Here is a 14,886-nt window from a genome sequence, read left to right as displayed (position 1 = left end):
GCAGACTTGAGCCACATACGCTCAAGGCGAAGAAACACTACCGGGAGGATTCCATGGCGCGAGCGGTCGGCATCGACCTGGGGACGACCAACTCCGTCGTCGCCGTTCTCGAAGGCGGTGAGCCGACGGTCATCGCCAACTCCGAGGGTTCGCGGACGACCCCGTCCATCGTCGCCTTCGCCAAGAACGGCGAGGTGCTCGTCGGCCAGCCGGCGAAGAACCAGGCGGTCACCAACGTGGACCGCACCATCCGCTCGGTCAAGCGGCACATCGGCTCCGACTGGAAGACCGATGAGATCGACGGCAAGCGCTACACCGCGCAGGAGATCTCCGCGCGTGTGCTGATGAAGCTCAAGCGCGACGCCGAGTCCTACCTTGGCGAGCAGATCACCGACGCCGTCATCACCGTCCCCGCCTACTTCGAGGACGCCCAGCGGCAGGCCACCAAGGAAGCCGGCCAGATCGCCGGCCTCAACGTGCTGCGGATCGTGAACGAGCCGACGGCGGCCGCCCTGGCCTACGGCCTGGACAAGGGCGAGAAAGAGCAGACCATCCTGGTCTTCGACCTCGGTGGCGGTACTTTCGACGTCTCCCTGCTGGAGATCGGCGACGGTGTCGTCGAGGTCCGCGCGACCAGCGGTGACAACCACCTCGGTGGTGACGACTGGGACCAGCGCATCGTCGACTGGCTGGTGGACAAGTTCAAGCAGTCCAGCGGCATCGACCTGACCAAGGACAAGATGGCGCTGCAGCGCATCCGCGAGGCCGCTGAGAAGGCGAAGATCGAGCTGTCCAGCTCGACCAGCGCCAACATCAACCTGCCGTACATCACCGTGGACGCGGACAAGAACCCGCTGTTCCTCGACGAGACCCTGACCCGCGCGGAGTTCCAGCGGATCACCTCCGACCTGCTGGACCGCACCCGTGCGCCGTTCCACAACGTGATCAAGGACGCCAGCATCAACCTCGGCGACATCGACCACGTCGTGCTCGTCGGTGGCTCGACCCGGATGCCCGCGGTGACCGAGCTGGTCAAGGAGCTCACCGGCGGCAAGGAGCCCAACAAGGGCGTCAACCCGGACGAGGTCGTGGCGGTCGGTGCCGCGCTGCAGGCCGGTGTGCTCAAGGGTGAGGTCAAGGACGTCCTGCTGCTGGACGTGACCCCGCTGTCGCTGGGCATCGAGACCAAGGGTGGCGTGTTCACCAAGCTCATCGAGCGCAACACCACCATCCCGACCAAGCGCTCAGAGATCTTTTCCACCGCGGACGACAACCAGACCACGGTCGGCATCCAGGTCTTCCAGGGCGAGCGTGAGTTCGCCGTGCACAACAAGAAGCTGGGCACGTTCGACCTGACCGGTCTGCCCCCGGCTCCGCGTGGCGTCCCGCAGATCGAGGTCACCTTCGACATCGACGCGAACGGCATCGTGCACGTCTCCGCGAAGGACCTGGGCACCGGCAAGGAGCAGTCGATGACCATCACGGGCGGCTCGGCGCTGCCCAAGGAGGACATCGACCGGATGGTCAAGGACGCCGAGGCACACGCCGAGGAGGACAAGCGCCGCCGCGAGGAGGCCGAGACCCGCAACCAGGCCGAGACGCTGGTCTACCAGACCGAGAAGTTCTTGAAGGACAACGAGGACAAGGTCCCGGCCGACGCCAAGGACAAGGTCAACGCGGCCATCGCGGAGGCCAACGAGGCGCTCAAGGGCGAGGACACGGCCAAGATCAAGGCCGCGGTCGAGAAGCTGTCGCAGGAGTCGCAGGCGATGGGCGCGGCGATGTACGCGTCCGCCAACGCGGCAGGCGGCGGTGAAGGTGCTCAGGCCGGCGGTGCCGGTACGGGTACCCCGCCGAAGGACGACGTTGTTGACGCCGAGATCGTCGACGAGGACGAGAAGAAGTGACCGATCAGGGACCGCACGACAACAACAACTCGGCTGAGGAGCCAAGGGTGGTAGTGCGCGACCGACGCCGGATCGACCCGGAGACCGGTCAGGTCAAGACCGTCACCGAGGAGGTGCCCGTCGACGAGGCGGGCGCCCCCGAGGGCGGCAAGCACGCGGCCACCGATGACGGTGGTGCCGTGCCCGAGGTCGAAGCGGAAATCGTCAGCGAGGAGGTCTCGCTGAAGACCCAGTTGGAAGAGCGCACCAAGGACCTGCAGCGACTGCAGGCTGAGTACGCCAACTACCGCAAGCGCGTGGACCGCGACCGCGAGAGCGTGATCACCGGTGCCAAGGCCTCGGTGGTCAACGAACTGCTCGCGGTCCTCGACGACCTCGAGCGGGCGGCCGCACACGGCGACCTGACCGGCGCCTTCAAGGCTGTGGCGGACAAGCTGACCGCCACCTTGCAGCGCGTCGGGCTGGAGCCGTTCGGCCACGAGAACGAGCCGTTCGACCCGTCCGTGCACGAGGCCGTGCAGCACGACACGTCCCCCGACGTGCAAGGCCCGACCGTGACCGCGGTGTTGCGCCGCGGCTACAAGATCGGTGACCGGACGCTGCGCCCCGCGCTGGTGGCCGTGACCGACCACGAACCCGGTGCACCGGCTCAGGCCCAGGAATGGGTCGAACCGTCCGAAGGACAGCCTGATGGTTCGGCGGACCGGAACTAAAGAACAGAAGGGAGGGGACGTCCGGTGAGCGCGAGGGACTGGATCGACAAGGACTTCTACCGTGAGCTGGGCGTCTCGTCCAGCGCGACGGACGCGGACATCAAGAAGGCCTACCGCAAGCTGGCCAGGGAGTTGCACCCGGACGCCAACCCGGGCAACACCGAGGCAGAGACGCGGTTCAAGGCGGTGTCCGAGGCGTACGGCGTGATCGGTGACCCCGAGAAGCGTAAGCAGTACGACGAGGCTCGCCGGCTGTTCGGCGGCGGGCTGCGCGGGTTCGGCAGTGGCGGCGCGGGCGGCGGCTTCGATGTCAGCGACATCTTCGGCGGCGCCAACGCACAAGGCGCCGGCGGCAGCTTCAGCGGCCTCGGTGACATCCTCGGCGGCCTGTTCGGCAGGCGCGGCCAGGGATCGACCGCGGGCAGACCCCGGCGCGGTGCGGACGTGGACACCGAGATCCGGATCGACTTCCTGGAAGCGATCCGCGGTGCGACTGTCCCCTTGCGACTGTCCAGCCCGTCCACATGTGGCACGTGTGGCGGCAACGGTGCCCGGCCGGGCACCCACCCCCGCACCTGTCCGACGTGTAACGGCGCGGGCCTGATCACGCGCAGCCAAGGCGCTTTCGCATTCAGCGAGCCGTGCCGCGACTGCCGTGGCACCGGCCGGATCGTCGACGACCCGTGCCCCGAGTGCGGCGGCGACGGCGTGAGCACCAAGAGCCGCACGTTGACTGTTCGTATTCCGCCGGGCGTGGAGGACGACCAGAAGATCAGACTGGCCGAACAGGGCGAACCCGGCCAGAACGGCGGGCACGCCGGTGACCTGTACGTGCGCGTGCACGTCACCCCGCACGCCGTGTTCGGCCGCTCAGGCAACGACGTGACCATCACCGTGCCGGTCACGTTCCAGGAGTTGGCACTCGGCACCACGCTGACCGTGCCCACACTGGACGGCAAGGTGTCGTTGCGCGTGGCCCCGGGTACAGCCAATGGCAGGGTGTTCCGTGTCCGTGGCAAGGGCGTCGTCAAACGTGACGGTGTCGCGGGCGACTTGCTGGTCACCGTGCAGGTGGCGGTGCCGAACAAACTCTCCGACGAGGCCAAGGCCGCGATGGAGGAGTACGCGAAGGCGACTTCGGACCAAGACCCCCGGCCGGAGTTGACGGCGATGCTGAAGCAGAGGAGCGAGTAGATGATGCCCTCGTTTCCCAGCGGTGTCCCCTTCCCGGCGAACGCGGACGAGGACACCCCGATCTTCGTGATCTCGGTGGCCGCACAGCTGTCCGGCCTGCACGCGCAGACCCTGCGCAGCTACGACCGCCTGGGCCTGGTCTCACCCGGCCGGACCTCAGGCGGCGGGCGCAGGTACTCGATGCGTGACATCGCGGTGCTCCGCGAGGTTCAGCGTCTGTCCCAGGAGGAAGGCGTGAACCTCGCGGGCATCAAGCGGATCATCCACCTGGAGAACCAGGTGACCGCATTGCAGGCCCGCGTCGAAGAACTCACGCACGAACTGGCCGCCGCGTACGCGGCAGCCGAGCAAGCCGCCGCAGCTGTGCACAAGTCCTATCGGCACGAACTCGTGCCGGTACACAAGCCGAAAACCGCTCTGGTGGTCTGGAAGCCCCAGCCTCGCCGCGGCTGATCATTCCCAGCCTTGGCCTCACTCGCGAGGTTCAAGGCTGGTCGCATGTCTGCGGCCGAACCGGCGGCCGAGGAACGATCCGGCCGTGAGCCCGCCCGGCGACCGAGCGGGAATCGCCGCACCCCAGGGCATGTGAACCCGTCGGTGACCTAGTCCAGTGTGAACGGGTCGTACGTGATGTGGTCCAGCGGCGTGCCCGCGACGAGCATTCGCGACACCGTCGACCTGATCATCCCGGGTGATCCGCTGACCAGGACGTCCCGGTCGGCCCAGGCGCCATAGCGGGTGACGACGTCGGCAAGTGTCCCGTGTTCCACCCCAGTGGCGTCCGGTTCGGACTCCAGAACGGGCACGACTGTCAGCCACGGGTTGGTGGCGGCCAGGCGCTGCAGGTTCTGCAGGTCGTACAGATCGGACAAAACGCGTCCACCGTAGAACAGGTGCACGCGCGGGTTCTCGCCCCACTGGCTCAGCTCGTCGATGATCGCCCGCATGGGAGCGAGACCTGTCCCGCCGGCGACCATGACTAAGTCCCTGGTGTTCTCCCTGTCCACGCTCATCCGGCCGAGTGGCGGGCCGATCCGCCAGGTCTCGCCGATCTGCGTGTGCCCGACGATCGCCCGGCTGACCCAGCCGCCGTCGACCGTCCGGATGTGGAAGTCGATCGTCCCGTCCTCGCGTGGCGCGTTGGCCGGGGAGAGGTAGCGCCACAGCCTGGGGCGGTGCGGGGTCTCCACGCTCACGTACTGCCCGGGCTGGTACGGCATCGGGTGGTCCGTTTGGACGGTCACCACGGCGAGGTCGTAGCCGATGCGGTGGTGGGCGACGACGGTCGCGGGCCACCACGCGGGCCCGTCGTCGGTGTTGGCCGAGTCGAGCATCGCGCGGGCCATGATCGTGTAGGCCTCGGCCCAGGCGCGCTCGATCTCGTCGGTCCACGACTTGCCGGAGAACTTCTTCACCGCCGCGATCAACGCCGTGCCGACCGCCTCGTAGTGGGCGCTGATCACACCGAACTTGCGGTGGTCGCGGCCGAGCTGGCGGAGGAACGGGTTGAGGTCGTCCGGCCGGTCGACCAGCTGGACGATGTGCACGAGCGCGCGCAGCAGGCGCGAGCGCTGGACCTCCATGTTGGCGGGGAACATCTCGCGCGCGTTCGGTGACAGGCTGAACAGCATCCCGTAGAAGAACTTCGCCACCTCGTCGGCTTTGGGCTCGACGACGGCGAAGCTCTCCCGGATCAGCCGCACCATCGCGGCCGCGCCGGACGCGGCGTCCGCCGACCGCATCGTGGCGGGACTGGCGGGCTTCGGGGTCTGGGGTATCGGGCTCACTACGGCGTTTGCGGTCATGGTCGGGGCACGGACTCCAACCTCTGGCTCAGACGTCTTGATGGGCGTCACGGTCTACTCATGCATCCATCCCCCGACAGGGTTGGACAGTAACCCGATTCTCGTGAGATGTCCGCCTTGATGCCACCTTCGTGTACTTGTGCGTGACGGAAAGTTCTCCGTATTCCCTCTTCCGGTGGACAACCGATGGCCGAGCTGGGCGCTCGTCCCTTGATATGAAACTGTTACGCGCGTGCCTTCCGCAACCCCGACCCCCACCGGCACCGCCGAGGCGCACCTGCTGGACCTCGAACTGGCGGAGCCACCACCCCGGTCACGGCCGAATCTCGCGGTCGTGAGCACCGACATCGCCGATCCGCTCGCTGATCATGAGTCTGATCACTTGCCTGGTTCGCGTGGTGAACATCTCCTCCAGTGTGCGTTCGGCAGCCGCGACCGTGCCAAGAAGTTCTACGACAACCAGATGCTCGACCACCTCAACGAGGCGATGATCGAGTTCATCGGCCGGATGGAGATGGCCTTCATCGCCAGCGCGGACGCCAAGGGCGAGTGTGACTCGTCGTTCCGCGCGGGTCCGCCAGGCTTCCTGCAGGTGCTCGACGCCAAGCACATCGCCTACCCGGAGTACCGGGGCAACGGCGTGCACGCCAGTCTCGGCAACATCAGTGAGAACCCGCACCTGGCGATCCTGATGGTCGACTTCGTCCGCGACCTGATCGGCCTGCACGTCAACGGCAGGGCCAGGGTGGTCGAGGACGCCGACATGCGCGTCCGCCACCCGGACATCCCCGCCGAGTACGACCGTGGCCGCACCCCCGAGCGCTGGGTCGTCGTCGAGGTGGAAGAGGCCTACATCCACTGCCGCAAGCACATCCCGCACCTGCAGCCGGTCGAGCGGACCCGTGACTGGGGCACCGACGACGCCAAGCGCAAGGGCGGCGACTACTTCGCAGCGAAGGCCACGCCGAAGCCATGGCAGCAGGTGGTGCACACTTCCGGGCAGTGAACAGCACGCAGTGTCGAATTGTCCTCGCTTCGCTCGGACGGGCTTGGCCGCCGAAAGCCGGCCATTTCCACCTCGCCCCACGCAGCCGGCGCCGCGAAGCAGTTGGGTGCTGTGATCGCCGGGGCGGCGCCGGGCGTGTTGCGAGGCGTAAATGACCGGCGCGGCCAAGCCACCAGATGAGCCAGCTGGTGACCGGGAGTCCGCGACGCGCGCACTGGAGCGCGAGCTGTCTGTGCTGTTCGGACGGGCCCGCAGCATCTCGTTGAGCCTGGCCGCCCGGGTCCACCCGGAGCTGGACGCGGCCTGCTACGCGCTGCTTTTGCACCTCGGTGACATCGGGCCGGTGCGCGCGGCCGACGTGGTCGAGCGCACCGGCTTGGACAAGTCGACAATAAGTCGCCAGATCGCCCGGCTCGAAGAGCTGGAGCTGGTCGAGCGCGTCGCCGACCCACACGATGGCCGCGCTCGCCTGGTCCAACTCACCGACGGCGGCACCGAGCGTCTCGCCACCGTCCGCAACGACCGCCGCGCCCGGTTGCACGCGATCTTGGACCGCTGGCCGACCGACGAGATCACAACCTTCTCCGCCCTGCTGGGCAAGCTGAATCAGGACCTCTAGCCGCTATAGTTGTATTAGGCAACCAATGGTGGAGGTTCGGCGATGAAGCCCACTCCCGAGGACTACATCGGCTTGATCCGGCAGGTCCGGTCGTTGATGGAGGTCCAGCACGCCACCACCATGCGCAGCTGGGAAGAGACCAGGGTGCAGCCTGGCGCGGGCAAGCTGCTCGCCGAACTGGCCTACCGGGGCGAATCTCGGGTCTCCGATCTCGCCGAACTGCGTTTCGTCGACGCGTCCGTGGTCAGCAGGCAGGCCGCTCAGCTTGAGAAGCTCGGCCTGATCGAGCGCCGCCGTGCACCTGAGGACCGCCGCGCCGCCTTGCTGAGCGTGACGCCGGAGGGCGAGAAGGTCCTCGAACAGTGGCGTCAGCGCCAGGTGGACGCCATGGCCGAGGCGCTGAGCGACTGGGACGCCGACGAGGTCACAGCCGCCACCGAGCACCTGGAGCGGATCAACGCCGCCTTGCGGAGCCGGCTGTCGAGCTGAGGGTCACCCAGGTCGAAACCGGTTACACCCGGACGGCCGCTTGATCATTTCGTCATCTCGGCGGGCTGTGGATAGCGACCTGCGGTTTGTGGACAACTGGGCACTTCGTGTGGACAACCGCGTTGGTACATGTGAGTGAAACTGGGTTGAGCGGAACAGGCTCAACTTTTCTGACGTTAAGCATTACGACAGCTTCTGCGGGAAGCTGGCACAAGGGCATCAACGCGTACTGAGGTGAGGGATGGACGCATTCAACCCGACCACGAAGACCCAGCAGGCGGTCTCCGCCGCGGTTCAGGCGGCCACGGTCGCCGGGAACCCGGACGTCTCGCCGGCGCACCTGCTCGCTGCCCTGCTCGCGCAGGGTGACGGGCTGACGGCGCCGCTGCTGACGGCGGTCGGGGCGGATCCTGCGGTGATCGGCAAGGAACTGGAGAAGATCGTCGCGAGTCTGCCGTCGGCTACCGGCGCGACCGTGTCGACGCCGAACCTGAACGGCCAGGCAGCCCGGTCGCTGAGCCAGGCGCAGAAGCTCGCGACCGAGATGGGCGACGAATACGTCTCCACCGAGCACGTCCTGTACGGCCTTGCCTACGAGCGTGGCCCGGTCGGTGAGCTGCTGCGCAGGCACGGTGCGACCCCCGAAGCCCTCAAGGACGCGTTCACCAAGGTTCGCGGCTCCGCCCGGGTGACCAGCCCAGACCCCGAGGGCACCTACCAGGCGCTGGAGAAGTACGGCGTCGACCTCACCGACCGGGCGCGCAAGGGCGAGCTCGACCCGGTGATCGGCCGCGACGCCGAGATCCGCCGCGTTGTGCAGGTGCTTTCCCGTCGTACCAAGAACAACCCGGTGCTGATCGGTGAGCCCGGTGTCGGCAAGACCGCCATCGTGGAAGGCCTCGCTCAGCGCATCATCGCCGGTGACGTGCCGGAATCCTTGCGTGGCAAGCGAGTCGTCGCTCTGGACCTCGGCTCGATGGTGGCCGGTGCGAAGTTCCGCGGTGAGTTCGAGGAGCGGCTCAAGGCCGTGCTCAAGGAGATCACCGACTCCGCAGGCCAGGTGGTCACGTTCATCGACGAGCTGCACACCATCGTCGGCGCGGGCGCGACCGGTGAGGGCGCGATGGACGCCGGCAACATGATCAAGCCGATGCTGGCCCGTGGCGAGCTGCGCATGGTCGGTGCCACCACGTTGGACGAGTACCGCGAGCACATCGAGAAGGACCCCGCGCTGGAGCGCCGGTTCCAGCAGGTGCTCGTCGGCGAGCCGACTGTCGAGGACACCATCGGCATCCTGCGTGGCCTCAAGGAGCGCTACGAGGTGCACCACGGTGTCCGGATCACCGACGCCGCTCTGGTGTCCGCGGCGGCCCTCTCCGACCGCTACATCACCGCCCGGTTCCTGCCGGACAAGGCGATCGACCTGATCGACGAGGCCGCGTCCCGGCTGCGGATGGAGATCGACTCCCGGCCGGTCGAGATCGACGAGGTCGAACGGGCCGTGCGGCGCCTGGAGATCGAGGAGATGGCGCTGGCCAAGGAGGAGGACCCGGCGTCCAAGCAGCGGCTTTCGGCGTTGCGTGCCGAACTGGCCGAGAAGCGTGAGGCCCTGTCCGCGCTGACCGCGAGGTGGCAGAACGAGAAGGGCTCGATCGAGAAGACCCGTGAGCTGAAGGAACAGCTGGAGAACCTGCGTGGCGAGTCGGAGCGTGCCGAGCGCGACGGCGACCTCGGCAGGGCCGCTGAGCTGCGCTACGGCCGGATTCCCGCGCTGGAGAAGGAGCTCGAGGCAGCCACGGAGTCGACCAAGACCGAGACCGTGATGCTCAAGGAAGAGGTCGGCCCGGACGACGTCGCCGAGGTCGTGTCCGCGTGGACCGGCATCCCGGCGGGCCGGATGCTCGAAGGCGAGACCGCGAAGCTGCTGCGGATGGAGGACGAGCTCAGCAGGCGGGTCGTCGGCCAGGCCGAGGCCGTGCGCGTGGTGTCCGACGCGGTCCGCCGCTCGCGTGCCGGAGTCGCGGACCCGGACCGGCCGACTGGGTCGTTCCTGTTCCTTGGCCCGACCGGGGTCGGCAAGACCGAGCTGGCCAAGGCGCTGGCGGAGTTCCTGTTCGACGACGAGCGGGCAATGATCCGCATCGACATGAGCGAGTACGCCGAGAAGCACTCGGTGGCGCGGCTCGTCGGTGCCCCGCCCGGCTACGTCGGTTACGACCAGGGCGGCCAGCTGACCGAGTCAGTGCGGCGGCGCCCATACAGCGTCGTGCTGCTCGACGAGGTCGAGAAGGCTCACCCGGACGTGTTCGACGTGCTGCTGCAGGTGCTCGACGACGGCAGGCTGACCGACGGCCAAGGCCGCACGGTCGACTTCCGCAACACGATCCTGGTGATGACCTCCAACCTGGGCTCGCAAGCGATTGCGGACGGGACGTTGACCGAGCAGCAGCGCAAGGACGCGGTGCTGTCGGTGGTGCAACGGCACTTCAAGCCGGAGTTCCTCAACCGGCTGGACGACGTCGTGGTCTTCCACCAGCTGGCGACCGAGGAACTGACCTCGATCGTGGACATCCAGATCGACCGGCTGAGCCGCAGGCTGTCCCAGCGCAGGCTGACCCTCGACGTCACCCCGTCGGCTCGTGATTGGTTGGCCCTCAACGGGTTCGACCCGGTCTACGGCGCACGCCCGTTGCGGCGCCTGGTCTCCTCGGCGATCGGCGACCAGCTGGCGAAGAAGCTGCTGGCCGGCGAGATCACCGACGGAAACAAGGTCAATGTGGACGTGACGGACGATTCGACGGGCCTGGTGGTGACCCGGGCCGCGTAAGCCGTGTCCACCGTTCCGACACACCGTGTCGCACTTCGCGGCACGGTGTGTCGGCCTTTGTGGCACCGGGAAACGCACGTTCCGGTTCGGCCGCGGTGGACACGCGTCGGCTGCCAAATGATCCTCACTCCCGATGTCCGCTAGTCTCTGACTGGTGGGCATCCCCGCGTGGATCTGGTTCGCCGTGGCCGCACTCGCGGCTCTCGGTGGCGCCGCCCTGCTCGCTCGCGACCGTGCCGTTCGGACTTCGCGCAACCGGGAACGCCGCCGTTGGGCCGCATTACGCGGCTGGCAGTTCACCGAGACGGACAACGTCCTGCCGACCCAATGGGAAGGCGGTGCGCTGGCGTACTACGGCGGCGGCATCGCCCGTGACGTGGTGGCCGGTTCGACCTTCACCGCGGACGGCAGGCGCCGGGTCTACGTCTTCGACCTCGACAACGGCGGCCGCGTCAGCGCGGTGATCGCGGCGGTGCAATGCCGCCGCAAGCACGAGGTCGTGGTGGAGCTGTGGCTGCCGAGTGTTCCGTTCGAGCAGGAGCACATGCCCGAACTGCTCGGCCCGGTCGGCCAGCGCTACGCGTTCGTCTCGGATCTGGCCAAGGCCAGGGCCCTGATCACGCCGGACCTGGTTGACGCCTCCGAGGAAGTGGGCCCGGACGTGATGGTCGCGTGGGTCGAGGACGGCTGGGTCCTCGCCGCGGCGCCCGTCAACGCCAACCCGTCACGGTTGGAGCGTCTGCTGCGTAGCCTCGGTGAAGTCGCGGACGTGGTCGACCCGTTCGAGGACGATGAACAATCTTCAGGTGATGGCACCGCCCAACTCCCGCCGGGACGCCACGGCCAGTAGCTTGGCCGCATGCCAACTGCTCTAGTCACCGGCGCCACCGCCGGTATCGGCAACGCTTTCGTCCACCGGCTGGCCAAGGACGGCCACAACGTCGTTCTCGTGGCCCGCACCGAACCGCGCCTGCACGAGGTTGCCGCGCAGATCAAGGCGAAGTACGGCGTCGAAACCGAGGTCCTGCCCGCCGATCTGTCCAAGCAGGATGGACGGCTCGCCGTCGAGCAGCGGCTCAGCTCCGGTACTGGCGACCCGGTCGACATCCTCGTGAACAACGCCGGGTTCGGCACCCGCGGCCGGTTCGAGGACGTGTCGGTCGACTGGATGCAAGGCCAGTTGGACGTGAACGTGACCAGCGTGCTCCGGCTGACCAGGGCGGCGATCCCCGGCATGCTCGAACGCGGCCGTGGCGCGGTCATCAACGTCTCCAGCATCGCGGGCTTCTTCCCCGCCACCGGTCCCACGTACGGCGCGACCAAGTCCTACGTGACGGCGTTCTCCGAAGGCATCGGAATGGCCTTGAAGGGCACCGGAGTACGCGTGATGGCGTTGATCCCCGGGTTCACCCGGACGGAGTTCCACGACCGCGCGGGCGACGAGAAGCAGACGTTCCCGAACTTCATGTGGCTGTCCGCGGAGCAAGTGGTCAACGAGTGCATGACGGACCTTGCGCACGGGCGTGTCCGGTCGATCCCTGGATGGCAGTACAAGGTGCTGGTCGGCGTGACCCGGTTGCTGCCGCACGGTGTGCTGCGCAAGCTTGAAGCCGGTCTCGGCCGGGGCCGTACGTGAAAGGACAACGAAAATGAGCCAACCGCCTGGCTGGTACCCCGAACGCCCCGGATCCCCGGTGCTGCGGTGGTGGGACGGTACACAGTGGACGAACCACACCCAGCAGAAGACGGACGCGAGTGTGTTCGAGCTGGAGCTGGGCGGGCAGCAAGACCCGTCACGGGTGCAACAGCAGGTCCAGCAGCAAGCAGGCGTCGGACCGGTGCACGGCGGCGGCGGGACGCTGTTCACCGAGCCGGTTCTGGTGGTCAACCAGAAGGTCAAGCTGATCGAGATGGCCAACGAGTACACCGTCTTCGATCAGCACGGCAGACAGCTGGGCACGGTGGTGCAGGTCGGCCAGAGCGCGTTGAAGAAGGCGGTCCGGTTCTTCGCCAGCGTCGACCAGTTCATGACGCACCGGCTGGAGGTGCGTGACCTGACCGGCCAGCCGCTGCTGGTGCTGACCAGGCCGCGGAAGGTCTTCAAGTCCCGGATCGTCGTCGAGTACCCCAACGGTCAGCCGATCGGCGAGATCGTGCAGGAGAACATGGTCGGGAAGATCAACTTCGGCTTCGTGGTCAACGGCCAGCAGATCGGTGGGATCCGCGCGGAGAACTGGCGAGCGTGGAACTTCATGGTGCACGACCACACCGGCCAGGAGATCGCCCGGATCACCAAGACCTGGGAGGGCTTCGCCAAGACGATGTTCACCACGGCGGACAACTACGTGGTGCAGATCCACCGTCAGCTGCAGAACCCGCTCGCGAGCCTGGTGGTGGCGGCGGGCCTGGCGATCGACACGGCACTGAAGCAGGACGACCGGGGCTTCGGCTGAGCCGATTTCCCTTGCGCCACAACACGACCATCACCTGTCTATAGTGGACTGTTCTGGTGTGCTGGTCGGTGGGAGTGGCGAACGTCTTATGCGTCCGCCACTACGAATCCTCGATCGTGTTTTAGGGTGAGGCCTTGTGCTCGTTGACCAGAACGCCAAGTCCGAACTCGCCAGGCTCATCACCGAGCTGGCTGTTGTCCGCGGTCGTGTGACTCTCTCGTCCGGCAAGGAGGCCGACTACTACGTCGACCTGCGCCGGGCGACGCTGCAGCACGCGGCCGCACCCCTGATCGGCAAGCTGCTGCGCCAGCTCACCGCCGACTGGGACTACGTGGCCGCGGGCGGTCTGACGCTCGGTGCCGACCCGGTGGCGTGCGCGATGATGCACGCGGCCGCGGCGCAGGGGGACGTGCTCGACGCGTTCGTGGTCCGCAAGGCCGCCAAGGAACACGGGATGCAGCGGCGGATCGAGGGCATCGAGGTCGCCGGCCAGCGGGTGCTCGCGGTCGAGGACACCTCGACGACCGGCAGCAGCGTCCTGACCGCTGTCGAGGCCCTGCGGGAGGCCGGTGCGGAGGTCGTCGGCGTGGTCACGGTCGTCGACCGGGCGACCGGGGCGAAGGAAGCCATCGAAGCGGCCGGCCTGAAGTACCGCTACCTGCTGGGACTGGACGACCTCGGGCTGTAGCCGCCAGTGGGGCTGCTACCTGCGGCAGCCCCACCACCTGCGAAGACAGTTGCCTTTCCCGCTCCCACAAGGCCAGACTGGAAACAGGGACTTGGCAGGGGCGGTGAGGTCGAGTGGCTGCGTTCTTGGCCGATGTAACTGTTGTGGTGCACTTCGCGTCACTGCTCTACATCGGGTTGGGCGGGTTTCTGGCCTGGTGGTGGCCGAAATCCATCTTCGTCCACGTCTTCTTCGCGGCTTGGGGCGTCGCGGTCAACGTCATCCCCGGCCTGCCGTGCCCGCTGACCGCGCTCGAGGACTACTTCCGACATCAGCAGGGCCTCGGGTCGTTGCCGGGCGGCTTCAACGAGTACTACATCTACGACGATTTGATCCCGCGTAACCTGTTGCCGGTGGTAGCAGTGCTAGCGGTGGTGGTTCTCGTCATTTCCTACGTCGGTGCGTACGTTCGGTGGCGCCACAGCAGGACCCGAGTGGCGGCGTGACCGGGCCGACGGAGTGGGTGTTCGGCGATCCGGTGGGCGTCGGCCCGTGGGAAGGGCCCTGGCCGGACGACCCCAAGTACGACCCTGAGCTGCTGGCCGAGGGCGACAAGCGCAACGTGGTCGACGCGTACCGCTACTGGCGGCGCGAGGCCGTCATCGCGGACCTCGACACCAAGCGCCACGACTTCCATGTCGCGATCGAGAACTTGCAGCACGACCACAACATCGGCACGGTCGTCCGGACCGCGAACGCGTTTCTGGCCAAGGCCGTGCACATCGTGGGCCGACGGCGGTGGAACCGCAGGGGCGCGATGGTCACTGACCGGTACCAGCACATCCTGCATCACCCGGACGTGGGTTCCTTGGCCGAGTTCGCGAAAGCCGAGGATCTGGCGCTGGTCGCGGTCGACAACACGCCGGGCGCGCAGCGTTTGGAGACTGTCAAGCTTCCGAGGCACTGCGTCCTTCTTTTCGGTCAAGAAGGCCCTGGCCTCTCCGAACAGGCACGCGACGCGGCAACCACGACGGTGTCAATCGCCCAGTTCGGTTCGACGAGGTCGATCAACGCGGGCGTGGCCGCGGGCGTGGTGATGCACTCATGGATCCGTGACCACGCGGACCTGGGATCCGCCTGGTGACTGATTAATTACCCCAAGTGGGGCACGTACCACGCTGAGGGGTATCACCGGACCGATCCAGA

15 protein-coding genes are annotated in these 14,886 nt (G+C 67.3%); 14 read left to right on the top strand and 1 reads right to left on the bottom strand.

Annotated elements, in window-relative coordinates; all coding sequences use genetic code 11:
* The first annotated feature begins 53 nt into the window (after positions 1–53).
* The 4 genes from dnaK to B9C43_RS15175 are packed head-to-tail and all read left to right on the top strand — an operon-like array spanning position 54 to position 4,267.
* Positions 54–1,907 (top strand): molecular chaperone DnaK, encoded by a 1,854-nt coding sequence (gene dnaK / locus B9C43_RS15190; RefSeq protein ID WP_084427025.1) that lies wholly within the window; start codon positions 54–56, stop codon positions 1,905–1,907.
* Entirely contained in the window at positions 1,904–2,620 is a 717-nt protein-coding gene (gene grpE, locus B9C43_RS15185; RefSeq protein ID WP_051895222.1) for a nucleotide exchange factor GrpE, read from the top strand. Before dnaK ends, grpE begins: the two co-directional genes overlap by 4 nt.
* Before the next feature lie 24 nt (positions 2,621–2,644).
* A complete protein-coding gene (gene dnaJ / locus B9C43_RS15180) occupies positions 2,645–3,814 on the top strand; it encodes a molecular chaperone DnaJ (RefSeq protein WP_033382331.1) in 1,170 nt (389 codons plus the stop codon).
* A complete protein-coding gene (locus B9C43_RS15175) occupies positions 3,815–4,267 on the top strand; it encodes a heat shock protein transcriptional repressor HspR (RefSeq protein ID WP_037259734.1) in 453 nt (150 codons plus the stop codon).
* Between the two features lie 149 nt (positions 4,268–4,416).
* On the opposite strand, the gene B9C43_RS15170 is transcribed toward B9C43_RS15175, so the two are convergent.
* Positions 4,417–5,520 carry an FAD-binding oxidoreductase gene (locus B9C43_RS15170; RefSeq protein ID WP_084428171.1) on the bottom strand — a complete coding sequence of 368 codons (1,104 nt, stop codon included), beginning with the start codon at positions 5,518–5,520 and terminating at the stop codon, positions 4,417–4,419.
* A gap of 331 nt (positions 5,521–5,851) precedes the next feature.
* On the opposite strand from B9C43_RS15170, the gene B9C43_RS15165 reads away from it, so the two are divergent.
* The 10 genes from B9C43_RS15165 (at position 5,852) to B9C43_RS15120 (ending at position 14,824) form a co-directional block, all read left to right on the top strand.
* Complete coding sequence (locus tag B9C43_RS15165) at positions 5,852–6,625, top strand: pyridoxamine 5'-phosphate oxidase family protein (RefSeq protein WP_084427023.1); 774 nt, start codon at positions 5,852–5,854, stop codon at positions 6,623–6,625.
* Positions 6,626–6,776: 151 nt separating this feature from the next.
* Positions 6,777–7,244 (top strand): MarR family winged helix-turn-helix transcriptional regulator, encoded by a 468-nt coding sequence (locus B9C43_RS15160; RefSeq protein WP_033382321.1) that lies wholly within the window; start codon positions 6,777–6,779, stop codon positions 7,242–7,244.
* 42 nt (positions 7,245–7,286) lie between these two features.
* Complete coding sequence (locus tag B9C43_RS15155; RefSeq protein ID WP_084427021.1) at positions 7,287–7,733, top strand: MarR family winged helix-turn-helix transcriptional regulator; 447 nt, start codon at positions 7,287–7,289, stop codon at positions 7,731–7,733.
* A gap of 241 nt (positions 7,734–7,974) precedes the next feature.
* Positions 7,975–10,560 carry an ATP-dependent chaperone ClpB gene (clpB, locus tag B9C43_RS15150; RefSeq protein WP_084427019.1) on the top strand — a complete coding sequence of 862 codons (2,586 nt, stop codon included), beginning with the start codon at positions 7,975–7,977 and terminating at the stop codon, positions 10,558–10,560.
* Positions 10,561–10,714: 154 nt separating this feature from the next.
* Positions 10,715–11,410, top strand: a complete 696-nt coding sequence (locus B9C43_RS15145) for a type III secretion system chaperone family protein (RefSeq protein WP_051895221.1) — start codon at positions 10,715–10,717, stop codon at positions 11,408–11,410.
* Positions 11,411–11,419: 9 nt separating this feature from the next.
* A complete protein-coding gene (locus B9C43_RS15140; RefSeq protein WP_033382318.1) occupies positions 11,420–12,196 on the top strand; it encodes an SDR family NAD(P)-dependent oxidoreductase in 777 nt (258 codons plus the stop codon).
* 13 nt (positions 12,197–12,209) lie between these two features.
* Positions 12,210–13,013 (top strand): LURP-one-related family protein, encoded by an 804-nt coding sequence (locus B9C43_RS15135; RefSeq protein WP_033382317.1) that lies wholly within the window; start codon positions 12,210–12,212, stop codon positions 13,011–13,013.
* Between the two features lie 136 nt (positions 13,014–13,149).
* Positions 13,150–13,701 (top strand): orotate phosphoribosyltransferase, encoded by a 552-nt coding sequence (gene pyrE, locus B9C43_RS15130; RefSeq protein WP_084427016.1) that lies wholly within the window; start codon positions 13,150–13,152, stop codon positions 13,699–13,701.
* A gap of 113 nt (positions 13,702–13,814) precedes the next feature.
* Positions 13,815–14,186, top strand: coding sequence for a DUF2784 domain-containing protein (locus B9C43_RS15125; protein ID WP_033382316.1), 372 nt, complete (start codon positions 13,815–13,817; stop codon positions 14,184–14,186).
* Complete coding sequence (locus B9C43_RS15120) at positions 14,183–14,824, top strand: TrmH family RNA methyltransferase (protein ID WP_200825596.1); 642 nt, start codon at positions 14,183–14,185, stop codon at positions 14,822–14,824. The genes B9C43_RS15125 and B9C43_RS15120 overlap by 4 nt, the downstream gene beginning before the upstream one ends.
* Positions 14,825–14,886 lie beyond the last annotated feature (62 nt).

This window comes from Kibdelosporangium aridum (assembly GCF_900176515.1).
Lineage (GTDB): Bacteria > Actinomycetota > Actinomycetes > Mycobacteriales > Pseudonocardiaceae > Kibdelosporangium > Kibdelosporangium aridum.
This window is presented reverse-complemented; position numbering and strand designations above follow the sequence as displayed.

Excerpts from the sequence above, each read along its gene's own strand:
- dnaK (WP_084427025.1), top strand. The coding sequence starts at position 54 with ATGGCGCGAGCGGTCGGCATCGACCTGGGGACGACCAACTCCGTCGTC.
- B9C43_RS15175 (WP_037259734.1), top strand. The coding sequence starts at position 3,815 with ATGATGCCCTCGTTTCCCAGCGGTGTCCCCTTCCCGGCGAACGCGGAC.
- B9C43_RS15170 (WP_084428171.1), bottom strand. The coding sequence starts at position 5,520 with ATGGTGCGGCTGATCCGGGAGAGCTTCGCCGTCGTCGAGCCCAAAGCC.
- B9C43_RS15160 (WP_033382321.1), top strand. The coding sequence starts at position 6,777 with ATGACCGGCGCGGCCAAGCCACCAGATGAGCCAGCTGGTGACCGGGAG.
- B9C43_RS15155 (WP_084427021.1), top strand. The coding sequence starts at position 7,287 with ATGAAGCCCACTCCCGAGGACTACATCGGCTTGATCCGGCAGGTCCGG.
- clpB (WP_084427019.1), top strand. The coding sequence starts at position 7,975 with ATGGACGCATTCAACCCGACCACGAAGACCCAGCAGGCGGTCTCCGCC.
- B9C43_RS15140 (WP_033382318.1), top strand. The coding sequence starts at position 11,420 with ATGCCAACTGCTCTAGTCACCGGCGCCACCGCCGGTATCGGCAACGCT.
- B9C43_RS15135 (WP_033382317.1), top strand. The coding sequence starts at position 12,210 with ATGAGCCAACCGCCTGGCTGGTACCCCGAACGCCCCGGATCCCCGGTG.